Origin of the sequence: Thiothrix winogradskyi, from assembly GCF_021650935.1 — a bacterium.
GTDB lineage: Bacteria > Pseudomonadota > Gammaproteobacteria > Thiotrichales > Thiotrichaceae > Thiothrix > Thiothrix winogradskyi.
Map to the genome: position 1 here is coordinate 399,024 of NZ_CP091244.1, position 21,325 is coordinate 420,348.

Below are 21,325 nucleotides of genomic sequence, written 5' to 3' on the forward strand. Positions count from 1 at the left end.
AACTGGAATAATATTCCAGATTGGTCAACTCCATGTTTACACACAGAACTTTGCAAAAAACCATCCAACTCGCCTCCCAAGCTTTCCCCGTATTGCTGCTAACAGGCGCACGTCAGGTGGGTAAAACCACACTCTTGGAAGCCTGTGCCGAACCTACCCGCCGCTACGTCACCCTCGACGATCCCGAACAGGCGGCACTTGCCCGCACCGACCCCGCGCTCTTCTTCCAACGCCACCCGCCGCCTGTGATCGTGGATGAAATCCAATACGCGCCGGAATTATTCCGCGCCATCAAGCTACTGGTGGATAAAGCCAAACAACCGGGCATGTTCTGGCTGACAGGTTCGCAGAAATTCCACCTCATGCAAGGCATCACCGAAAGTCTGGCGGGACGTGTCGCGGTGCTGGATTTGCTGGGTTTGTCACAAGCCGAAATCAACGGCAAAACGGATACCGCACAACCCTTCCTGCCCACCCCTGCATGGCTGGAACAAGCCCGCCAACAAGCAAGCAAACCGCTGCCACTGCCTGAGGTTTACCGCCGCATCTGGCGTGGCTCGTACCCGCGTATGGCACTGGATGACACCTTGCCGCGTGACCTGTTTTACAACGCCTACCTGCAAACCTATTTGCAGCGCGACGTGCGTGACCTAACCCGCGTCGGCGACGAACGCACCTTCCTGCTATTCCTACGAGCCGCTGCCGCCCGCACCGGGCAATTGCTCAACTACACCGATCTTGCACGGGACGTAGACATCGACCAGAAAACCGCCAAAGCATGGCTGTCGATTCTGGAAACTTCCGGCATCGTCTACCTGTTGCAGCCTTATCACAACAACGTGACGAAACGCCTGCTGAAAACCCCCAAGCTGTATTTCCTCGACACGGGTTTGTGCGCTTATCTCACCCAATGGTCATCGCCGGAAACGCTGGAAGCAGGTGCGATGTCCGGCGCAATCCTCGAAAACTGGCTGCTGGTGGAAATCCTCAAAAGCTGGTGGCACAACGGGCAAACGCCAGCGGTGTATTTTTACCGCGACAAAGAACAGCGTGAAATCGACCTGCTGATTGAGCGCGACAACACCCTGTATCCGGTGGAATTCAAGAAAACCGCCAGCCCGAACATGGGTGCGGCAAAGCACTTTACGGTACTGGAAAAACTAGACAGGCAAGCGGGGCATGGCGCAATCATCTGCCTGCGCGAAACCGATGTGCCGCTCTCGCAGGAAGTGGACGCTATTCCGGCGGGCTACTTATAGAAGGTAATACAAACACATCCCCCAACACCCCGCTCTCCCCACGCTTACGCCCTGCTGCCGCATTGTCATACACCACCAGCAACGCAGTTTCATCGTTACCTTGCGTAAACAAACACAACCCCTCAGCGTGATCATTCCCATGGCCGTGTGGAATTTCCGCCACCACCTCCAGCACAGCACGTGGAATCAGGCTTTCCGCATCCGGCTTAGCCCCACCCTGCCAACGGTAAACCCGCACTGGGCCATCCAGACTCATGGTAGGTCCTGCCAAGATCAGCAAATCCTCGCCTTGCACGCACAAATCGCGGATGCCCAAACCATCCAATTGCAGGAAATGCTTACGGTAAGGACGATCTTCCTCGCCGATACGCGCCAGTGTCAGCACGGTGGGATCGTTGTCATCTTCCACACACTCGATTTCCAGCAACACCGCCCAGCCGCGTAATACGGGCCCGCGCAAACCGAGGAACAGCCGCTTGCCAATCACCGCCAGACCTTCCACATCAAAGCCATTGTCTTTGCCGGGGATTTTCAGAAAATGCTTGATATGTGGGTCATCACGCAAGGCTTCCATCAACGCATTGCCGTTGGCGTGCAGCGGCAACTGTACCCCCGGTGTTTGCAATGTTGGAATGCCATCGACCACGTTCAGCGGAATACGAGCAATCAGGTAGCGGTTGGGGTCAGGAACAATCCTCACCAGCCGTTCAATACCTTTTTCGGTGGATTTGTCCGACTGCGGCTTCTTGCGCTTGAGGCTGTGCGAACCCACCACCCACAAATACCCGTCCTGGTAAGCCAAGCCTTCCACATCGACTTCGTTATCCTCTGCATCCGCCGCAACCGGCAACGACAAATAATCGTGCAAAGCAAAGCGGGTATGCGCGGCGTACAGCGGATTGCCATCCGCATCCGAGCCTTGGTAGCTAAGGCGTTCCAGATGGATGCTTTCGTCATTGGCAACCCACAAGGTGTCGCCGATTTGCACAATGGCAGACAGCGCATCGCGGCATTCCAGCGCAGCAGGGGCGAATTTAAAGTGAACAGCCGTCATGCCACATCCTCCATCACAAATTCAAATTCACCAACATTCGCCCCTGAATCCGCCCCGCCAAAATATCCTTGGCAGCTTGCGGCACTTCCTCCAAGGCAATCGCGCACCCTAGCTCGGCATACGCACTGGGTGGCATCGCCGCAGCAAGGCGTTCCCACACCTTCACCCGCCGTTCTTGCGGGCAACTCACCGAATCCACCCCGCGCAAACTCACATTGCGCAAAATGAACGGCATCACCGTGGTATTCAGCTCGAAACCACCCGCCAAACCGCACGCCGCCACCGTGCCGCCGTACTGCATTTCTGCCAGTACCCGCGCCAGCGTGCTACCCCCGACCACATCCACTGCCCCTGCCCAATTCTGGCTTTCCAACGGGTGTGCCGGGCGGCTCATTTCTTCGCGGGTCATGAATTCTTTTGCGCCCAACGTGGTGAGGAAATCCTGCGTCTCAGGGCGACCCGACACCGCCACCACGTGATAGCCGAGTTGCGCCAATAGCAATACCGACACGCTGCCCACGCCCCCTGCCGCGCCTGTCACCACAACTTTGCCAGAATCCGGCGTCACCCCCGCCTCTTCCAACGCCATCACACACAGCATCGCGGTGAAACCTGCCGTGCCAATAATCATCGCTTGTTTCGCATCCAAGCCCGCAGGCATTGGCACTAACCAATCCGCTTTCACCCGTGCTTTCTGCGCAAAACCGCCCCAATACCGTTCACCCACACCCCAACCCGTGAGGATAACCGGATCGCCCGCCTTGAAACGCGCATCAGCGGATTCCGCCACTGTCCCCGCGAAATCAATGCCGGGAACCATCGGGAACGAGCGAATAATTTTGCCCGTTCCCGTCACTGCCAAGCCGTCTTTGTAATTGAGCGAGGAATAAGCAACATCCACCAACACCTCGCCTTCCGGCAAGTCGCTCACGTTAAGGTGGCGCACTTCCGCGTGGGTTTTGCCTTCCACCTGACTCAGTATTAGCGCTTTAAACATAACATTCTCCTTTGATTCATCGGCGGGATACGCACTTAATGTGCCTCATCCCAATTATTCCCCATCCCACTCTCCACTAACAATGGCACTGCTAACACTGCGGCATTCGTCATTAGCGCAACCACCTGTTCGCGCACCGTTGCCATCTCGTTTTCCGGCACTTCAAACACCAGTTCATCGTGCACTTGCATAATCATTTTGGTGCGCAAGCCGCTGCCTTGCAGCCATGCATCCACCGCCAGCATCGCCTTTTTAATAATATCTGCCGCCGTGCCTTGCATCGGCGCATTAATCGCAGTGCGTTCGGCATACTGGCGGGTAGCGGCATTTTTTGAATGAATATCCGGCAGGAACAAACGCCGCCCGAACAGCGTTTCCACATAACCTTGGGCGCGTGCCTGTTCGCGGGTGTCATCCATGTACTGTTTCACGCCGGGGTAACGGGCGAAATACAGATTAACGTAATCTTGCGCATCGCGCCGATCCACCCCCAACTGTTTTGCCAAACCAAATGCCGACATCCCGTAAATCAGCCCGAAGTTAATTGCTTTCGCCGCCCGACGTTGTTCCGTGGTCACTTCCGCCAACGGTGTACCGAAAACTTCAGCAGCCGTGGCGCGATGCACATCCAGCCCTTGCGCAAACGCATTCAACAAACCGGCATCACGGGACAAATGCGCCATAATGCGCAATTCGATCTGGGAATAGTCCGCCGCCAGCAATTGACAGCCGCTTTCCGCGATAAACGCTTGGCGAATGCGCCGCCCTTCCTCATTGCGGATCGGGATATTCTGCAAATTCGGGTCTGACGACGACAACCGCCCCGTCGAAGCCACCGCCTGATGGTAAGAGGTATGCACCCGCCCGGTACGCGGGTTAATTTGCTGCGGCAATTTGTCGGTGTAAGTGGATTTGAGTTTCGCCAAACCGCGATGCACCAAAATCAGCTTAGGCAATTCATGCCCCATGTCCGCGAGTTCTTCCAACACATCTTCAGCGGTAGACGGCTGACCCTTGGGGGTTTTGCGCGGCGCGGTCAAACCGAGCTTGGTGTAAAGAATTTCCCCCAATTGCTTGGGTGAGGCAAGGTTAAATTCCTGCCCCGCCGCCGCGTAAGCCTCCAACATCACGGAATGCATCCGCGTTTCGAGTTCTTGGCTGTGACGCGCCAACATCGCCGCGTCGACTTTCACCCCATTGCGTTCAATCGTCGACAGCACGCTCACTAGCGGCACTTCCACGCTTTCATACAGCTTGCGCTGCCCGTCGAGGGCTTGCAGTTGCGCCCAGAAATGTTGATGCAGGCGCAAGGTGTAATCGGCATCTTCCGCCGCATAAGGGGTGGCTTGTTCCAACCCGACTTGATTAAACGTCAGTTGGTTTTTGCCCTTCCCCGCAATGTCCGCAAAACTGATGGTAGTGTGGTTAAGGTACTTGGCACACAGCGTGTCGAAATCGTGGCGGCTGGCAGTGGAATCCAGCACATACGATTGCAACATGGTGTCGTGCGCAATACCACGCAAGGTAATCCCGTGATTCAGCAATACACTGCGGTCGTATTTGAGATTTTGCCCAATTTTGCGAATAGCGGGGTTTTCCAGCAAGGGCTTGAGTTGCGCCAGCACGGATTCGCGATTGAGTTGCGGCGGTGCGCCGAGGTAATCGTGCGCTAATGGCAGGTAAGCCGCTTCGCCCGCTGTGATGGCGAAAGACACGCCGACGATTTGCGCTTCCATGTAATCGAGGCTGGTGGTTTCGGTGTCGAAAGCGAATTCAGCGGCGGCTTGTAGGCGGATTAGCCAAGCGTCTAGGTCGGGTTGTGTGAGGATTGAAGAATACCCCCCATCCCCAACCCTTCCCCCGCAAGGGGGGCAGGGAGCGAAGAGATCGCCGGTCGCGCCCTCTTGTTCCTTCCCCCCTTGCGGGGGAAGGTTAGGATGGGGGGTAGCGGCGAGAGCTGCCAATCTTGTCCGAAACCCATACCGCTCATACATCGCCCGCAAGGTTTCCACGTCCGGCGGATCAAACGCCAGCGTTTCCGGCTGCAAATCCAGCTCCACATCGCACTTAATCGTGACCAGCTCGAAAGACAGCGGCAAATGTGCCAAGGCTTCGCGCAGATTTTCGCCGATTTTGCCTTTGAACTCGGCGGCTCGCGCCATAATGTTTTCCAGCGAACCGTATTCCTCCAGCCATTTGACTGCTGTTTTGGGGCCAACTTTGTTGACACCGGGGACGTTATCCACGGTATCGCCAATCAGCGCGAGGTAATCGCGGATGCGTTCTGGCGCAACCCCGAATTTTTCCACCACGCCAGCGGGGTCGGCGTAATGCCCGCTCATGGTATTGATCAGGTGGACGCGCTCATCCACCAATTGCGCCATGTCTTTGTCGCCAGTGGAAATAATCACTTTACCGTCGTATTGCGCCGCTAACGTGCCGATTACGTCGTCGGCTTCCACGTCAGGAATAATCAGCAGCGGGTAGCCTTGCGCCCGAATAATCGTCAGCAAGGGTTCAATCTGGCAGCGCAAATCGTCCGGCATCGGCGGGCGGTTGGCTTTGTATTGCGGGTAAAGGTCATCGCGGAAGGTTTTGCCGGGTGCGTCGAAAATCACCGCCATGTGTTCGGGGTCGTAATCCTTGCGCAATTTATCCAGCATATTCAACACGCCGTGCATTGCGCCGGTGGGTTCGCCGTGTGCATTGGTCAGCGGGGGGAGCGCGTGGAAAGCGCGGAACAGGTAGGAGGAACCGTCCACGAGGACGAGCGGTTTGGCACTGGTATACGTCATAGAGGTCACGGACTCATCTCCAGAAATGGCGCAATGGAAAAATAAGCGACCACTGCGGCGAGGGACAATAGGGCAACAACCCGTACCGGGTATTCGCGGATTTCATCCAAGAATTGACGCTGCTCGCCACGTTGTTGACGCAGCTCGTATTCCGCCTGAATGCGTTGGCTGCGTTCTTGTTGATACTTGGCTAATAGCTGTTGAGCGGCTGGCAAATCATCACTCTCGTATAGCCAGAGTATCGGTGCTGAAATGCCCCAGTTGCCGCTTGGGGTTTCGTAGTATTCAAACCGATGGGTGTGCAGCAAGGCACAAATTTCCTCTGCCTCTTCATCAGTCACATCGCGAAAAGACATTAATTTAACAGCCATATGGATTACCTTGTTTTACTGTCTGCCAGCGTTGAGGGAATGTTTTGGTAATAGCCTAGTCTATTCCCGAAACTGTTCGCGCTCTAGCCCGTACTTTTTCATTTTGTCGGTCAGGGTCTTGCGGGGCACATCCAATGCCTCCATCACCGCGCGGGTATTGCCCTGATGGTGGTTTAATGCCTGTGCAATCAAGGTTTTCTCGAAACACGCCACTTGTTCGGTCAAGGACAGCCCTTCTAGCCGATCACCCGCGTTCATCAAGGTTGCCAGATCAAAGTTGTAAGCCTCCCCCAATAACACATAACGCTCGGCAATATTGCGCAATTCGCGGATATTTCCCGGCCAGTCATGCCCCATCAATACGTGCAAGGCGCGACTATTCAGCGGTGGCACTTCGGTTTCACAACGCGCCGCCGCAATCAACACGAAATGCTGGAACAGCAATGGAATGTCTTCGCGTCGCGCTCGCAGCGGAGTAATCTCCAGCGTCACCACATTCAAGCGGTAATACAAATCGCGGCGAAATTCCGCGCGTTCGGCAGCATCCTTCAAATCGACTTTGGTGGCGGCGATGACCCGAATATCCAGCGGAATCAGCTTGTTCGACCCCAGCCGTTCAATCTGGCGTTCTTGCAGCACCCGCAATAACGGCGCTTGCGTGGTCAGCGGCATTCCTTCGATTTCATCCAGAAACAGCGTGCCGCCATTGGCGTGTTCAAACTTGCCAATGCGTTTGCCTTTTGCCCCGGTGAATGCGCCCGCTTCATGCCCGAATAATTCACTGTCCAACAAACTGGCGGGAATAGCCGCGCAGTTAATCGCCACGTAATTGTGATCACGACGCTGGCTTTGTTCGTGGATGGAACGCGCCACCAACTCTTTGCCCGTGCCGGTTTCACCCATGACCAACACATCGGCATTCACATTCGCAATGCGGGTAATCATTTTGCGCAACAGCATAATCGCTGGGGTTTGCCCAATAATGCGCGGGCCGGGGCGGGTTTGATTAGCCAAAGCTTCTTTCAAGGCGCGGTTTTCTAAGGTGAGGCGGCGCTTGTCACTGGCGCGTTTCAACACTTCCACCAATTGTGTGTTGGAAAATGGTTTTTCCAGCAAATCGTAACCGCCGTTGCGAATCGCGCTAACCGCCGTTGCTACATCCGCGTGTCCGCTAATCAAAATCACCGGCAAGTCGCGGTCGATGCGCAAGACGTGTTGCAGAAATTCCAAGCCATCCATTTCCGGCATTCGGATGTCGGAAATAATCACGCCCTCGAATTCCGCCGTGATTAATGGCAAAGCGTCAGCGGCACGGCTAAAGGTTTGCACTTCGTACCCCGCCAGCAGCAGCGATTGCGCCGTGGCATCGCGGACTGTTTTTTCATCATCAACCAACAGAACATTCGGGGCAATCATTCGGTCTCTCCGGCGGCGGCTTGTTGCAAAGTGAGCGTGAATATTGCACCACCTTGCAGCGCATTGGCTACCCGTAACTGCCCGTTCATGTCACGCGCCAGCCGGTAAGAAATCGACAAGCCCAACCCCAAGCCTTTGCCAATGATTTTGGTGGTGAAAAACGCTTCAAATACATGCGGCATGGCGGCTTCGCTAATCCCCGTGCCGTTATCACGCACGCTAATGTCCACCTGCCCGGCGTGGGCTTGCAATGTTACCCACACCCGTGGTTCGGCTTGTTCTTCCACGGCTTCGGCGGCATTGCTGACTAAATTCACCAGAATTTGTTCCAACCACACCAAATCGGCTTGCACGTAGCGCGTTGCAGCGTCACGCTGCTGCTCCAACACAATGCGGGTTTGCGCCAACTTGGGCTGCACAATGCTTAATGCCGAATCCAAGGCCCAGTGCAAATCACAGGTTTCAATTTGACCGGCACTTTTGCGCGAAAACGTTTTCAATTGGCGGGTAATGGTCGCCATGCGTTCAGTCAGGCTGACAATTTCCAACAAATTGTGATGCGCCATTTCCGGTTTGCCAATGGCGAGAAATTGCGTGGCATTGTCGGCATACGCCCGAATCGCGGTCAGCGGGTTATTGAGTTCGTGGTTGATGCCAGCGGAAAGCTGCCCCAAGGCTGCCATTTTTGCGGCTTGTACCAATTCTTCTTGGGTGTGCTGCAATTCGCGGGTGCGTTCGGCAACTTTCGCCTCTAAATCTTCGCGGGCTTTTTGCTCGTATTCACGGCGTTGGCGCTGATTTTTCCACAGCACGTACACCAATAACAAGGTCAGCAACAGCATAAAAGCAATGATTGCCACCGTCACCAGCACCGGACGGGTAATGCTACGCCAATCGGTGAGGATGTAGACATCCCATTCAATAAACGGCATCGCGCGTTTGTGCACTAAATAATCGTACTGCCCAGTATCCACCCCTTGCAGATCCAATGCTGGATCAATGCGTAACCGCCAAGGCAAGGGAGGAATGGTTTGCTGATTGTAACGCTGATTTTGAAATAACTTGGCTTGCGTTAACGCTGACAAGGGTTGCAACGCCTGCAAACGCCACGCGGATTGGCTGGACATAAACACCACACCGTCGGGATCCGTCACCATGAATTCGGCGCTGTCTTGCTGCCATTGTTGCGCTTCTTGGGTATCAATGTCGACTTTGACTACCATCACGCCCAAGGGCTTACTTTGTGCATCAGGAATAGCATTGGCGAAATAGTAACCGCGTTTTTTCGAGGTTGTACCCAACGCATAATAACGCCCCAACTGCCCTTGCATCGCTTGCTGAAAATATTGCCGAAACGCAAAGTTCTTGCCAATAAAGGAGGCTTGGGTATTCCAGTTACTCGCCGCAATGGTCATGCCATCGGCACGCATGAGGTAAATATCCGCTGTCCCGGCAATGCGGCTGGCGGTTTCGAGCGTGCGGTTGAAATCGGCTAGGCGTTCGGGGTCGGGGGTATCGCTGGCTAAAAGTGCGCGAGCTTCCGGGTCTTGCCCCAATAATTCCGGCAGGTAGCGGTGTTTTTCTAACTCGGCGGTTAATTGCCCCACCAATTGCTGTGACAATGCCTCGGTCTTTTGCTGCAAACGCCGTTCAGCATTTTGGTAAACGGCGTAAGAAACCGTGGTTAACGTGAGCGCCGCGAACAGCACGATTGCAACCAAGGCAACCGTGCGACTGTGCGTGAGGAAACGCCAGTAATGGTTTATTCCAATACCTCGACTTTGACTTTGGCGGTTCCTGTGCTGACCATACCAATTTCTTTCGCCGCAGCCTTGGATAAGTCAATCACACGCCCGTGTTTGTGGAAACCACCTCTATCGTTGACTTTGACCTCCACCGTTTTATTGTTGCGCAAATTCGTGACACGAATACGGCAACCAAACGGTAAGCTGCCGTGGGCACAGGTCAAATCATTCTGGTCAAAACGCTCACCACTGGCAGTTTTACGCCCATGAAACTTATCACTGTAGAAAGAGGCAGTACCGACTTGGTGAGATTTGGCGGGGGTCTTGGTCGTGCGAGCGGGAGGGGAAGTGTCGGCAGTGCGTTGGTGAGCACTTACCTGAATATAATCGGGCTGAGCTTGCGGGGTTGCAACCTTGCCGCCCAAGGATTCAGGCATGATGTAATACGCCTGCTTGGATTCGTGGGCGTTATTCCACACAACCTGGCTTGACTGCTGACGTTTCTTACTCAGTAAGCGTTTTTTAGTAGGCTTGCTTGCCTTAGTTTTGGCTTTTAGCTTCGCCTTGGCTTTCACCGCTTTGTGACTGGCTGCTTTAGCGGACTTTTGTTTCGAGACCTTGGCGCTAGGCGCTTTCTCTTTAGCTAACGCGGCAGCAGGCAAACTGAATGTCACGGCTAAAGCCAGTGTCGTCAGACCAATACTAATGCTGCGTGTCCAGCCTGACCATTTGGGTTGTTGTATTTTCATTGTTATATCCATTCCTCCGACTAAATAAAGAATAAGTCTTTAAAAATCATAGCACGCTGTGCTGGATTGTAAAGCGATTCCGCTACCAACGCATACCAATGCACACGGACAATTTCAGTTGACGATTGAACTTTTTGGGCAAATTAAGGCTCTATTTATGCGGGTTATGACAGACTTATTAGTCAACAGGGCTTACAATATCCGATTTTTATCCCACCGTTTTCCGACGGGGCGCTAGAATTATTAGGTACAGGAACATGAAGAACGGGGAATCTATGCGAATTTTGCACATTAGCACATTACTGGCGTTGTCAGTTTCGATGGCTGCTTGCAGTTCACAAAATGTACAACCTGGCACAGCGGTTGCCACTCATACCCAAAGCGAGTTGTTTGGGGATACCGCATCCAGTGCATCGCGCCAACGAGCACCACAACAGCAAGCCCCCATCAACACGTGGGCGCAAGAGCCACGACAGCTTGCTGCTTTTAACCAAAATGAACACCAATCACACCCAGCCGCACAAATATCCCCCACACAATTCAAAGCAGCGGGCGGTGATAAAACTTACCGGGGTCCGGGAAAACTCAACAGTCTACCTGACAATATTGCCAGCAGCTTACGGCTGCGGGGCTTGTCAGAACAAAACCTTGGGGCTTATGTACGCCCGGTCAATGGCGGTCAGCCCTTATTGGTAGCCTATGCCGATGCGCCCCGCAACCCCGCTTCCACCATGAAATTGGTGACCAGCTACGCTGCCTTAGGCGTATTAGGCCCTGATTACCGCTGGCCGACGGAGATCTACACACTGGGTAATGTCGCTGGTGACACGCTGCAAGGCGATGTCATTATCAAAGGTTATGGCAACCCCGACTTCCGCGAAGCTGATTTCCGGCAATTACTGCAAGCATTGCGGGAGCGGGGCATCCGCAATATCGCCGGGAACTTTGTCATCGACAAAAGCTACTTCCACGTCCCCCCACAAGCGGCGATTGACGGCAAAACTGGGGCGGATTATAACGCACAGCCGGAAGCCCTGCTGTACAACGAACGCGGCAGTTGCTATGAAATGCGCAACAAAGCTGGTCAAATCCAAAAAATCTGCCCGATTCCGCCACGCAATAGCAGTGATTTAAATGCCAACTTGTTCGGCGACTTCTGGAAAATCTGGGTAGGTGAAATGAGTGGTCATCTAAGTGGTGGCTTACAAATACAGCCTGTCCCCGCCGGAGCACAATTGGTCAGCACTCACCATTCCCAACCGTTGAGTAATGTGCTGGTCGAAATCAATAAAGACAGCAACAATGTCAAAGCCCGCCAAGTCTTGCTCTCGATGGGGGCAAAACAATTCGGCGCTCCCGGTACTACCCAGAAAGGCGCGGGCGCAGTCGGGCAATTCATGGAAAGCCGGGGTTTGCGCTTTTCCAACCTGAAAATTGAAAATGGTTCGGGTCTCAGCCGCGTGGAACGCATTTCCACCCGTGAAATGGGCGAAATGCTGGTAGACGCTTATAACAGCCCTTACCGTGATGAACTGATGCGCTCAATGGCGGTATTAGGGGTGGATGGCACTGTCAAAGGCCGTCTGAAAAATCTTGCCGGGCGCGGCAAGTTCAAAACTGGCACCTTGCGCGATGTTCGCGCCCTCGCGGGTTACTTAACCGCAGCAAACGGGCAAACTTACGTGGTGGCGTTATTGCACAATGATGCCAGCATCCGTGCGACTGCCAAAGAAGCGCATGATGATCTGGTGGAATGGGTGTACTACGGTGCGCAAAACAATGTCGCCAGTGTACAATAATTGTTAATTGCTTAGTGCATTAATAAAAACCCCGCTGATGCGGGGTTTTTGTTTTTCAGAGAATCATTACCAGACCAAATGAGACAAATAACAACCACCCCAACATGCCCACAATTTCTGCGAGTGGAATTTCAAGAATCGTCATCTGATAAAAAATAATAATCACGAGTATTGGCAGTGCATCATGCAAATTCGCCAAGATAGCACTACATAATTGGTTGAATGCCTTAATCATCTTCGTTAGCCCTTATGCAGGCGCGTCATTAAATAGTTATTAGCTATATTAATGGATGCTTTGAGTACAGTACAGTGACCATGATCACTTTATGCACAAAAAATATCGGTGTAGCGCCATTCTCAATCGTTCTATTTTTAGTCAACTCATGTTGCCAAAAGTTCGATTCTTAGAGTAAATAAATAGAACGAGTTGGGCAAACTAAATTATCTTATTGATAATGATTAAATTTTTCCCCACAGGTCATGTTCATCAGCGTGGGTAATGTGCACTTGCACAAATTCACCCACCGGTAACTCGACACCTTCGATGATCACTTGCCCGTCAATTTCGGGTGCGTCACGGTGAGTACGTGCAATACTTTGCCCGTCACCCGCCTCGTCCACCAGTACCGTCATCGTTTTGCCAATCAAACGGCTGAGCTTGGCAGCGCTGATTTCGGCTTGTAATTCCATGAAACGTTCCAGACGCTCTTCCTTGACCTCTTCCGGCACTGCGCCGTCGATAGCGTTAGCGTCTGCGCCCTTAACTGGCGAATAGGTGAACGCGCCTACGCGGTCGAGTTGCGCCTCCTCTAGGAAATCCAGCAAGGTTTCAAAGTCATCTTCCGTTTCACCGGGGAAACCCACAATGAAGGTGCTGCGTACTGCAATCTCCGGGCAGGTTGCCCGCCATTTGCCCAAACGTTCCAGCACTTTTTCCGCATGAGCTGGGCGGCGCATGTTTTTCAAGACCGTGGGGCTAGCGTGTTGAAAGGGAATATCCAAATACGGCAAAATTTTGCCTTCCGCCATTAACGGCAACAGGTTATCGACGTGCGGATACGGGTAGACATAATGCAAACGCACCCACACGCCCATGTCACCCAAAGCTTCCGCTAATTGCTGCGAATGCGTTTTGATCGGGCGACCTTGCCAGAAACCCGTCCGGTATTTCACATCAATCCCATACGCGCTGGTGTCTTGCGAAATCACCAATAATTCTTTCACCCCGGCATTCACCAGATTTTCGGCTTCCTGCAATACATCCCCAATCGGGCGCGACACCAAATCGCCACGCAAGGAGGGAATAATGCAGAAGGAACAGCGGTGGTTACAGCCTTCCGAAATTTTCAGATAAGCGTAATGGCGCGGGGTCAGGCGCACCCCTTGCGGTGGAATCAGGTGCGTGTATGGGTCGTGCAAGGGTGGCAAATGTTGGTGCACCGATTGCATCACCGCTTCATACGCATGAGGGCCGGTCACGGCGAGCACGTTGGGGTAAGCATCTAGCACCGTGCCTGCATTCGCGCCCAAACAGCCGGTCACAATCACTTTGCCGTTTTCATCGAGCGCTTCGCCGATGGCTTCCAGCGACTCTTCTACCGCAGAATCAATAAAACCGCAGGTATTCACCACCACCAGATCGGCATCGTCGTAACTGCCACTGATTTCGTAACCTTCGGCACGCAATTGGGTAAGAATGCGTTCGGAATCCACCAATGCCTTGGGGCAACCGAGACTGACAAAACCGACACGGGGCTGAGCTTGTTTCATAGCAAATAACGGGTAAGTGATTGGAAAGGCGGTAATGATAGCGGATCCCGACACATTATGCTCTGGTATCCGCACAAATTGGCTGCAACACTACATCTTGTGTCAAGAACTTTTCGCAATGGCTATGGAGTTATGCACACCGCACAAGATATGGTGAAAGCGTCTCAACACCCGACTGAAATACTCAAGCAAAAACTTATTGGACAATCAAGCAATTGATTTTAAAGGATAATTTACCTGTTTTATTTTTAATCAATCTGTAAAAAATCGTTATACAACAAGCCTTCCAGAACATTATTCACAAAACTTTCCACATACTTATCCACAGGATATGGGGATAACCCACTTAAACACCTGATTCAGATACTATTAAGCTTTTGTTAAAACCCTATTTGGCGTATCCCTATCGAAAGGCATATACAGGCAACCAGCCCATTTGGTTAGAATGTTGGTCGATTGCGCATTCATATTCTGAGAGGAGAAGATTAAATGTCGAAAAAACACCCAGTTATCGCTGTAACAGGTTCCTCTGGTGCAGGTACCACCTTCGTCAAACGTGCATTTGAGCACATTTTCTTCCGTGAAAAAATCACGGCAGCCGTGGTCGAGGGTGACAGCTTCCATAGCGTTACCCGCACTGAATTCAAACAACGTGCTGCGGTAGAAACGAATTTGAGCCATTTTGGCCCAGCGGCTAATGACTTTCACGCGCTGGAAGCCTTGTTCAAAAGCTATGGCGAAATCGGCAGCGGCAAAAAGCGTTACTACCTGCACAACGATGCTGAAGCCGTGCACCACAATAAGCGTTTGGCGGATATGGGAGTCACTTGCACCGCCGGTTCTGGCGAATTTACCCCGTGGGAAGACACGGAAGCTAACACCGACATTCTATTTTACGAAGGCTTGCACGGCTTGGTGAAAGACATCTCCCCCAGTCAAAAATACGGTGGTTATGACGTTGCCAAATACGTGGATCTGGGCATTGGTGTTGTCCCTAGCGTCAATCTGGAATGGATTCAGAAAATTTCGCGTGACCATGCCGAACGCGGCTATTCACCGGAAGCCACCGTCGATACGATTATGCGCCGGATGCCGGATTACATTAACCACATCACCCCGCAATTCTCCCGCACCCACATCAACTTCCAGCGCGTGCCAACGGTGGATACCTCCAACCCGTTTATTGCGCGTGATATTCCAACCGCTGATGAAAGTTTCGTGATTATCCGCTTCGCTGACCCCAAAGCGTTTAATGTGGACTTCCCGTTCCTGCTCTCCATGATTCACGATTCCTTCATGTCACGCCGCAATAGCATCGTCGTGCCGGGTGGCAAAATGGTACTGGCGATGGAACTGATCCTGAACCCCATCATTCATGAAATGATTGAGACCAAAAATAAGCTTTAAACGGCTTCAACCCCTCCGCCTCATAGCGAGAGGGGTTTTTGACTAACGTTGCAGATAGGCACGTAAGGATTCGCAGCGGGCAGTTGCGGCTTCAGGTGCGTAAGGCTCTGGGGGGAACTTTCCCCAAACAGGCGCAGGCCATGCAGCATCGGTTTGAAAACGGGCGATGTGGTGTAAGTGCAATTGCGCAACCATATTCCCCAGTGCAGCAATATTGAGCTTATAGGGCTGGAACAACGCCATTAACGCCTGACTGACCTGATCCGATTCTGCCCATAATTGTTGGCGTTCTGCACCAGTCAGTTCATGGATTTCGCGGATTCCAGCGCGACGTGGCACCAGAATCAACCAAGGATAACGCGCTTCATTCATCAGCAATACGCGGCACAGCGCCAAATCCGTCACCCAATGCGTGTCTTGTGCCAATTGCGGGTGCAAGACAAAATCTTGATAGCCTATTTCCATTTTCACACCGTAATCCGTCGCCTGCGTCATCAACCTGATAATTGGATTCTGGCATAAGCCACCTGAACTTTCCCCTATTCCGGCGGTCTTTTGCTGTATCAATACCAGCAACTACAAGGGGATTATTGCCATGAAATACATATTGCTGACCACACTCTGCGCGGGCTTGCTGAGTGGCTGTGTCGCAACCAACCCAGCCGTAACCGACAATACCAGCGCAGTAGTGCAACACCCTGCCGCGTCTGCCGAAAGCTATTTTGCCGCCAACCGTGATCTGCTTGCTGCTGAAACCAAATGGCGGCAACACAGACCCGCACATTACCGCTACACCCTGCAACGCTCCTGTTTTTGCAGCGTCGAATTCCGCAAACCGATTGCGATTGAAGTGTCAGGCAGCACCGTCACCAAATCAACAGTCGACGGCGTAGCCCTCGCACTGGAACGCCGTGCGGATGCCTTAACCGTGGAAGATTTATTCGACATTATCCGCAAAGCCATTGACAGCAAAGCGGCACGCATCAGTGTGCAATACGACCTGCAAAATGGTCGCCCACTCTCAATCAGCGTTGACCAAAACCTACAGATAGCCGATGAGGAAATGCATTACACCGCGTCCGACTTTAAGGAAGTGACCAAAGCCAAACCCAAGGCAAAAAAGAAAGTCAAAAAATCGACTAAAAAATAACCCAAGGCAAACCCTGCCCGTAGAGACGCAAGATTTTGCGTCTCTACCTACCCAAACGGCTGACAATGCGGTAATTTATGCACATGCCGCAAACCACCGAACTCATCACCACCCTAAAAAAGCTCCTCAAGCGCCACAATAAAACCTATGTTGATGTCGCCGCCTGCCTGCAACTCTCCGAAGCCAGCGTCAAACGCTTGTTTTCCGAACAAGATTTATCGCTGCAACGTCTGGACAAAATCTGCACCTTAATGGGCATGGAAATCTCCGATCTCGTTCACGAAATGCGCTCCGAACACGCCAAGCCGATCAGCGAGTTAAGCCATGCACAGGAAAAGGAAATTGCTGACGATTTGCACCTGTTGCTCGTCACTGTGCTGGTGCTGAATCGCTGGTCATGGCAAGACATTACCAACCGTTACAACTTTAGCGAAGCGCAAGTGATCCGCTACCTTGCACACCTTGACCGCTTACACATTATCGAATTACAGCTAGGCAATCGGATTAAGCTGTTGGTTGCCCCCAATTTCAAATGGCGCGATGATGGCCCGATCATGAAATTGTTTCTCGCTAAAATCGAAACCGAATTTTTCAGGGCGCGTTTCACCAAAGACAGCGAAAAACTGGTGGTACTCAATGGCATGTTGAGCGATGCCAGTAACGCCCTGTTCCAGCGCAAAATGACGCAATTAGCCAAAGATTTCGACACCCTGAGCAAGGATGATGCCAGCCTCCCCATTGGCGAACGCAAAGGGTCGACCGTGCTGCTGGCGATACGCGACTGGGATTACGAACGCCTATTCGGTGATCAGCGTAAAGTACGCCAAGGAAGCCAAACATGAACCAACGCCTCTACACCCACGGCTGGGATGACTACGAACTGATCGACGCGGGCGACGGCAAAAAGCTGGAACGTTGGGGCAAAATCCTCACCATTCGCCCCGACGTGCAAGCCTATTTCAAACCCGGCAAGCCCCACAGCGAATGGCACACACTGGCGCATTGGGAATTCATCGAAGCCGATAAGCACAGCGGTGTGTGGCATCCATTGCGCGATGCAGCCCCAACAAGCTGGGAAATCGGCTACCAGCGGCTGCGTTTCCAGCTCGAATTAACCCGCTTCAAACACCTTGGTCTGTTCCCCGAACAGCGCTGCAATTGGGATTTTATTGCGGAACACCTGCCCGCTGAAGGTCGCTTTCTCAACCTGTTTGCGTATACCGGCGCGGCTTCGTGCAGCGCTCGGCAAACCGGCGCGGAAACCTTGCATGTGGATTCCGTCAAGCCATTGCTAACCTGGGCGCATACCAATATGGAGCGCAGCAAACTCGCTGATATTAAATGGGTGCGCGAAGATGCGCTCAAATTCGTGGAGCGCGAACTCAAACGCGGGCGGCATTACGACGGCATTATTATGGACCCGCCCGCGTGGGGCTTGGGTAAAAAAGGCGAAAAATGGAAGCTCGACAATAAGCTGGAGGCGTTATTGGAAGGCGTGCAAGGGTTGTTAACGCCTCGCGGGTTTCTGATTCTCAACACCTATTCGCCCACGATTGGCTTGCCAGAAATCACCCGCTTGGCGCATCAGTATTTCAAACCGCAACACTGCGATGTGCGAGAGTTGTGGATGCAGACGCGCACGGGCAAGGATTTGTATTATGGGAATGTATTGCGCGTAATTAAACATCAACACACCTAATAGGTATTGCCAAACAATACTCAAAGCCGTGCCACCTTCAACTTCTCCCATTCGCGTTGCGCCAAACGCAACCATCCTCTAATCTTCCTCTCAGAGCATAACAACTGTTAATCGCAACCAGAGGAACACCCCATGAACGACAATATCACCCTACCCAACTCCAGTAGCTGGTTATTCTTCGTCAAACTCACCTTCGGCATTGCGCTCGTGGGGATGGCAGCTTTCATCTTCTTCCTCGAAGGCAATCTGCTCACCAAAGGCTATCTCGCCCTAAATTCCCTGTTTCTTGTCAGCTCCACTATTATGCTGTCGAAAACCCTGCGGGATGAGCACGAAGCGCAACGTTTGTTGAATCGCATTAGCGAAGCCAAAACCAACAAAATCCTCAAAGAATACGCCGAGTAAGGGAGGCAATCCGCATGTTTTACTTAATCGAAAAACTCGCCACGGCGGTACGTGGCGGCACTCGCGAAGTACTGGAAAGCGCCGTCGATGCCAACGCCACCCGCATTTTTGGGCAGGAAATTTACGAATCCGAAAGCCATTTACGCGAAGCCAAGCAACACTTGGCACAAGTCATGGCTGATAAATTACGCCTGCAACGCCAGCTTGAGGCGCAAAAAACCCAATTGGCAACGAAAGAGGCACTGATTCGCCGCCACCTCGAACAAGGCGATGAAACCGCCGCGCTGTCACTGGCAGAAGATTTCAGTCAACACGAAGTGCGCTTAGAACAGCAACAGCGCCAACACGCGCAATTGCACGCTTACGAACAGCGGCTGTTGCAAACCCTGAAAAGCACCGCCAACAAGCTGGAACATTACCGCGCTGAATTGCGCATGGCACAAGCGACCCAACACGCCCAGCAAGCGGTCGGCAAACTGTCCCGCCATGCCAACGTTCACAGCGACAAATTTGCGCGGATGCAAGATTCGTTGGAGCGCATTCGCCAACGCCACGATGCTTTTGACGACCAAATGCAGGCGCAGCAAGACATTGATGCTTACCTCAACGGCGATTTACCGCCCGCTCAGCAGGCACGCGAACAAGCCGCAGCGGTATTGGCACGCTTGCGTAACACCCCACAGCCCTGACATTTGTCAGCAATTGTTTGCCTTAAGTTTGCTAACATGGACAAGTTAAAATTTGATGACAAGAAGGTGGAGTGCCTAATGGATAAAGAGCAAATTAACGCAACCGAACCGATGGAAACCGATCCGATTACTGCCGAGGCGGTGGAAACGTTTGCCGTGCTGCAAGCCAGCGCGGAAGCGTCTGATGCGCAAATCAGTGCTGCTGAAGACATTTTGGAACACATCGACCCCAAGCCAACCGATAGTGCCGCCGCCTTCAAAGCGCTGGAGTCGATTTTGGAAGGCGCATCGCCCGATGATGCCGCCGCACTCAAAGCCGCCCTGTTACGCTGGCAACGATACGAAGCCAGAATGCCAATCAGCCCCGACGATGAATTAGTCGATGACTGGCGCTCTGCGGTTTACCCCTATAAAAATCGCCTGTCACGCAGATCTTACGAAAAACAGAAATACCACCTGCAAGTGGAATTACTCAAGCTGCAAGCATGGGTACGCGAAACCGGGCAACGGGTCGTGATTCTGTTTGAAGGTCGCGATGCAGCGGGTAAAGGCGGCGCGATCAAACGTTTCATGGAACACCTCAATCCACGGGGTGCTCGCGTCGTGGCACTGGAAAAACCCACCGAAATGGAACGCGGACAATGGTATTTCCAGCGTTATATCCAACACTTACCGTCTGCCAGTGAGATCGTGCTAATGGATCGCTCCTGGTACAACCGTGCCGGTGTTGAGCGGGTGATGGGCTTCTGTAACGAAGCGGAGTACCTGTCTTTCATGCGCCAAGCCCCAGAATTGGAACGCCATTTGGCTAACAGTGGCATCCATCTGATTAAATTCTGGTTCTCGGTAAGCCGTAAAGAACAGCGCCGTCGTTTCAAAGAGCGTGAAATTCACCCGCTCAAGCAATGGAAACTTAGCCCGATTGACTTGGCATCCCTCGAAAAATGGGATGAATACAGCAAGGCAAAAGAAGCCATGTTCTTCCACACCGACACGTCCGAATGCCCGTGGATCATCATTAAGTCAGACTGCAAAAAGCGGGCGCGTCTCAACGCCATGCGTTACGTGCTGAACAAAATGGACTATACCGGCAAAGATCTTCGCAATATCAGCCAAGCTGACCCGCTGATCGTCGGGCGAGCCAGCTTTGGCGGCAACAACAGCTAAGGCTTACTTTAGCTTTAATACCTGTCCCGCCTTAATGGTGTAAGGCGCGGATAGGTTATTCAAACGCACCAACTTTTTGACCGGCACGCCGGTTTGGCGCATCGCCTCGTATACGGTATCACCGGTTTTCACGTGATACGTGCCACTGTGCAAATCAGCCCAGGGTAAAGCCTTGCCTACTGGCGCAGCGGCAGGTGTTGACGCGGTTTTCAACGCAGCTTGTTTCACACTCACAGCGGCACGGGGGCTTGCCTTCGTATCCGCACCTAAGCTGGCACTTTTGCCGGAAAACTTACTGTAAGCCTGCATTACTTTACTCACATACGCTTTATTGGGAATACGCCCGCCCGGTTTGATGCGGCCTTCGCCTGCGTTATAAGCGGCGACCATGCGTGGTAAATCACCGCTGTAGCGTTGCTGCAAATAACCGAGATAACGTGTGCCACCGTGGATATTTTGCTGGGCGTTATACCCATTTTTAATGTTGAAACGGCGGGCGGTGGCGGGCATGAGTTGCATCAAGCCTTTTTCTCCCAGCGTGCCACGTGCTTTAGGGCGGAAACAACTTTCCACCGTAATCACCGCTTTGACCAGACTGGCACTTACGCCGTGTTGGGCAGCAGCGTTTTGAATCAAAGGTTTATACGCACTGGCTCTGGCTTGCAGGTTATTGCTGCTGAGGGTTTGGCAGCCTGCGGCATGGGCGAAGTTGAGGGTGGCAGTTGCCAGTATTAGCGCAGCACACGCCAGCGACACGCTGACGGCGCGGTGGATCGTTTTTCTCATGAGGTGGACACTCTTTACTCAAAGTGAACCTTTTAAGCAAGAAACCACTAATGATCAATAAAAATAT

19 protein-coding genes are annotated in these 21,325 nt (G+C 52.7%); 9 read left to right on the forward strand and 10 right to left on the reverse strand.

Annotation, left to right across the window (positions count from 1 at the left end):
- Nucleotides 1–32 precede the first annotated feature (32 nt).
- Nucleotides 33–1,259: an ATP-binding protein gene (locus L2Y54_RS02275; protein WP_236499591.1), complete on the forward strand. Its 1,227-nt coding sequence runs from the start codon at nucleotides 33–35 to the stop codon at nucleotides 1,257–1,259.
- On the opposite strand, the gene L2Y54_RS02280 is transcribed toward L2Y54_RS02275, so the two are convergent.
- The 7 genes from L2Y54_RS02280 to L2Y54_RS02310 are packed head-to-tail and all read right to left on the reverse strand — an operon-like array spanning nucleotide 1,237 to nucleotide 10,386.
- Complete coding sequence (locus L2Y54_RS02280; RefSeq protein ID WP_236499593.1) at nucleotides 1,237–2,313, reverse strand: DUF3616 domain-containing protein; 1,077 nt, start codon at nucleotides 2,311–2,313, stop codon at nucleotides 1,237–1,239. The genes L2Y54_RS02275 and L2Y54_RS02280 overlap by 23 nt on opposite strands.
- Before the next feature lie 13 nt (nucleotides 2,314–2,326).
- Nucleotides 2,327–3,310, reverse strand: a complete 984-nt coding sequence (acuI, locus tag L2Y54_RS02285; protein WP_236499594.1) for an acrylyl-CoA reductase (NADPH) — start codon at nucleotides 3,308–3,310, stop codon at nucleotides 2,327–2,329.
- Between the two features lie 35 nt (nucleotides 3,311–3,345).
- The gene (gene polA, locus L2Y54_RS02290) at nucleotides 3,346–6,105 is read right to left on the reverse strand and encodes a DNA polymerase I (protein ID WP_236501983.1); all 2,760 of its coding nucleotides are present in this window, start codon (nucleotides 6,103–6,105) and stop codon (nucleotides 3,346–3,348) included.
- 5 nt (nucleotides 6,106–6,110) lie between these two features.
- Nucleotides 6,111–6,476 (reverse strand): DUF6164 family protein, encoded by a 366-nt coding sequence (locus L2Y54_RS02295; protein WP_236499596.1) that lies wholly within the window; start codon nucleotides 6,474–6,476, stop codon nucleotides 6,111–6,113.
- A gap of 60 nt (nucleotides 6,477–6,536) precedes the next feature.
- A complete protein-coding gene (locus tag L2Y54_RS02300) occupies nucleotides 6,537–7,892 on the reverse strand; it encodes a sigma-54-dependent transcriptional regulator (protein WP_236499598.1) in 1,356 nt (451 codons plus the stop codon).
- The gene (locus tag L2Y54_RS02305; RefSeq protein WP_236499600.1) at nucleotides 7,889–9,601 is read right to left on the reverse strand and encodes a sensor histidine kinase; all 1,713 of its coding nucleotides are present in this window, start codon (nucleotides 9,599–9,601) and stop codon (nucleotides 7,889–7,891) included. Before L2Y54_RS02305 ends, L2Y54_RS02300 begins: the two co-directional genes overlap by 4 nt.
- Before the next feature lie 53 nt (nucleotides 9,602–9,654).
- Entirely contained in the window at nucleotides 9,655–10,386 is a 732-nt protein-coding gene (locus tag L2Y54_RS02310) for a septal ring lytic transglycosylase RlpA family protein (RefSeq protein WP_236499601.1), read from the reverse strand.
- A 275-nt stretch (nucleotides 10,387–10,661) separates the two neighbouring features.
- On the opposite strand from L2Y54_RS02310, the gene L2Y54_RS02315 reads away from it, so the two are divergent.
- Nucleotides 10,662–12,185, forward strand: a complete 1,524-nt coding sequence (locus L2Y54_RS02315; protein WP_236499602.1) for a D-alanyl-D-alanine carboxypeptidase/D-alanyl-D-alanine-endopeptidase — start codon at nucleotides 10,662–10,664, stop codon at nucleotides 12,183–12,185.
- Nucleotides 12,186–12,644: 459 nt separating this feature from the next.
- Here L2Y54_RS02315 and rimO read toward each other — a convergent pair whose 3' ends face one another.
- Nucleotides 12,645–13,955 (reverse strand): 30S ribosomal protein S12 methylthiotransferase RimO, encoded by a 1,311-nt coding sequence (rimO, locus tag L2Y54_RS02320; protein ID WP_236499603.1) that lies wholly within the window; start codon nucleotides 13,953–13,955, stop codon nucleotides 12,645–12,647.
- Nucleotides 13,956–14,444: 489 nt separating this feature from the next.
- On the opposite strand from rimO, the gene L2Y54_RS02325 reads away from it, so the two are divergent.
- Nucleotides 14,445–15,362, forward strand: a complete 918-nt coding sequence (locus L2Y54_RS02325) for a phosphoribulokinase (RefSeq protein WP_236499604.1) — start codon at nucleotides 14,445–14,447, stop codon at nucleotides 15,360–15,362.
- A gap of 42 nt (nucleotides 15,363–15,404) precedes the next feature.
- On the opposite strand, the gene L2Y54_RS02330 is transcribed toward L2Y54_RS02325, so the two are convergent.
- Nucleotides 15,405–15,827, reverse strand: coding sequence for an HIT domain-containing protein (locus L2Y54_RS02330; RefSeq protein ID WP_236501984.1), 423 nt, complete (start codon nucleotides 15,825–15,827; stop codon nucleotides 15,405–15,407).
- Nucleotides 15,828–15,957: 130 nt separating this feature from the next.
- On the opposite strand from L2Y54_RS02330, the gene L2Y54_RS02335 reads away from it, so the two are divergent.
- The 6 genes from L2Y54_RS02335 (at nucleotide 15,958) to ppk2 (ending at nucleotide 20,472) form a co-directional block, all read left to right on the forward strand.
- Entirely contained in the window at nucleotides 15,958–16,512 is a 555-nt protein-coding gene (locus tag L2Y54_RS02335) for a DUF6174 domain-containing protein (RefSeq protein WP_236499605.1), read from the forward strand.
- Between the two features lie 83 nt (nucleotides 16,513–16,595).
- Nucleotides 16,596–17,354 carry a helix-turn-helix domain-containing protein gene (locus tag L2Y54_RS02340; protein WP_236499606.1) on the forward strand — a complete coding sequence of 253 codons (759 nt, stop codon included), beginning with the start codon at nucleotides 16,596–16,598 and terminating at the stop codon, nucleotides 17,352–17,354.
- Nucleotides 17,351–18,211 (forward strand): class I SAM-dependent methyltransferase, encoded by an 861-nt coding sequence (locus tag L2Y54_RS02345; RefSeq protein ID WP_236499607.1) that lies wholly within the window; start codon nucleotides 17,351–17,353, stop codon nucleotides 18,209–18,211. The genes L2Y54_RS02340 and L2Y54_RS02345 overlap by 4 nt, the downstream gene beginning before the upstream one ends.
- Nucleotides 18,212–18,343: 132 nt before the next feature.
- On the forward strand, nucleotides 18,344–18,616 hold the full coding sequence (locus L2Y54_RS02350) for a YiaA/YiaB family inner membrane protein (protein WP_202718742.1): 273 nt from the start codon (nucleotides 18,344–18,346) through the stop codon (nucleotides 18,614–18,616).
- Between the two features lie 14 nt (nucleotides 18,617–18,630).
- A complete protein-coding gene (locus L2Y54_RS02355) occupies nucleotides 18,631–19,305 on the forward strand; it encodes a PspA/IM30 family protein (protein ID WP_236499608.1) in 675 nt (224 codons plus the stop codon).
- A 351-nt stretch (nucleotides 19,306–19,656) separates the two neighbouring features.
- Nucleotides 19,657–20,472, forward strand: a complete 816-nt coding sequence (gene ppk2, locus L2Y54_RS02360) for a polyphosphate kinase 2 (RefSeq protein WP_236501985.1) — start codon at nucleotides 19,657–19,659, stop codon at nucleotides 20,470–20,472.
- A gap of 3 nt (nucleotides 20,473–20,475) precedes the next feature.
- Here ppk2 and L2Y54_RS02365 read toward each other — a convergent pair whose 3' ends face one another.
- On the reverse strand, nucleotides 20,476–21,258 hold the full coding sequence (locus L2Y54_RS02365) for a transglycosylase SLT domain-containing protein (RefSeq protein WP_236499610.1): 783 nt from the start codon (nucleotides 21,256–21,258) through the stop codon (nucleotides 20,476–20,478).
- Nucleotides 21,259–21,325: the final 67 nt, after the last annotated feature.

What these genes read in the sequence shown, in the direction of transcription:
- polA (WP_236501983.1), bottom strand. Translation starts at nt 6,105, where the DNA reads ATGACGTATACCAGTGCCAAACCGCTCGTCCTCGTGGACGGTTCCTCC.
- L2Y54_RS02355 (WP_236499608.1), top strand. Translation starts at nt 18,631, where the DNA reads ATGTTTTACTTAATCGAAAAACTCGCCACGGCGGTACGTGGCGGCACT.
- L2Y54_RS02345 (WP_236499607.1), top strand. Translation starts at nt 17,351, where the DNA reads ATGAACCAACGCCTCTACACCCACGGCTGGGATGACTACGAACTGATC.
- rimO (WP_236499603.1), bottom strand. Translation starts at nt 13,955, where the DNA reads ATGAAACAAGCTCAGCCCCGTGTCGGTTTTGTCAGTCTCGGTTGCCCC.
- L2Y54_RS02300 (WP_236499598.1), bottom strand. Translation starts at nt 7,892, where the DNA reads ATGATTGCCCCGAATGTTCTGTTGGTTGATGATGAAAAAACAGTCCGC.
- L2Y54_RS02275 (WP_236499591.1), top strand. Translation starts at nt 33, where the DNA reads ATGTTTACACACAGAACTTTGCAAAAAACCATCCAACTCGCCTCCCAA.
- L2Y54_RS02335 (WP_236499605.1), top strand. Translation starts at nt 15,958, where the DNA reads ATGAAATACATATTGCTGACCACACTCTGCGCGGGCTTGCTGAGTGGC.
- L2Y54_RS02330 (WP_236501984.1), bottom strand. Translation starts at nt 15,827, where the DNA reads ATGGAAATAGGCTATCAAGATTTTGTCTTGCACCCGCAATTGGCACAA.
- L2Y54_RS02315 (WP_236499602.1), top strand. Translation starts at nt 10,662, where the DNA reads ATGCGAATTTTGCACATTAGCACATTACTGGCGTTGTCAGTTTCGATG.
- ppk2 (WP_236501985.1), top strand. Translation starts at nt 19,657, where the DNA reads ATGCCAATCAGCCCCGACGATGAATTAGTCGATGACTGGCGCTCTGCG.
- L2Y54_RS02365 (WP_236499610.1), bottom strand. Translation starts at nt 21,258, where the DNA reads ATGAGAAAAACGATCCACCGCGCCGTCAGCGTGTCGCTGGCGTGTGCT.
- L2Y54_RS02295 (WP_236499596.1), bottom strand. Translation starts at nt 6,476, where the DNA reads ATGGCTGTTAAATTAATGTCTTTTCGCGATGTGACTGATGAAGAGGCA.
- L2Y54_RS02340 (WP_236499606.1), top strand. Translation starts at nt 16,596, where the DNA reads ATGCCGCAAACCACCGAACTCATCACCACCCTAAAAAAGCTCCTCAAG.
- L2Y54_RS02350 (WP_202718742.1), top strand. Translation starts at nt 18,344, where the DNA reads ATGAACGACAATATCACCCTACCCAACTCCAGTAGCTGGTTATTCTTC.
- acuI (WP_236499594.1), bottom strand. Translation starts at nt 3,310, where the DNA reads ATGTTTAAAGCGCTAATACTGAGTCAGGTGGAAGGCAAAACCCACGCG.
- L2Y54_RS02325 (WP_236499604.1), top strand. Translation starts at nt 14,445, where the DNA reads ATGTCGAAAAAACACCCAGTTATCGCTGTAACAGGTTCCTCTGGTGCA.
- L2Y54_RS02310 (WP_236499601.1), bottom strand. Translation starts at nt 10,386, where the DNA reads ATGAAAATACAACAACCCAAATGGTCAGGCTGGACACGCAGCATTAGT.
- L2Y54_RS02280 (WP_236499593.1), bottom strand. Translation starts at nt 2,313, where the DNA reads ATGACGGCTGTTCACTTTAAATTCGCCCCTGCTGCGCTGGAATGCCGC.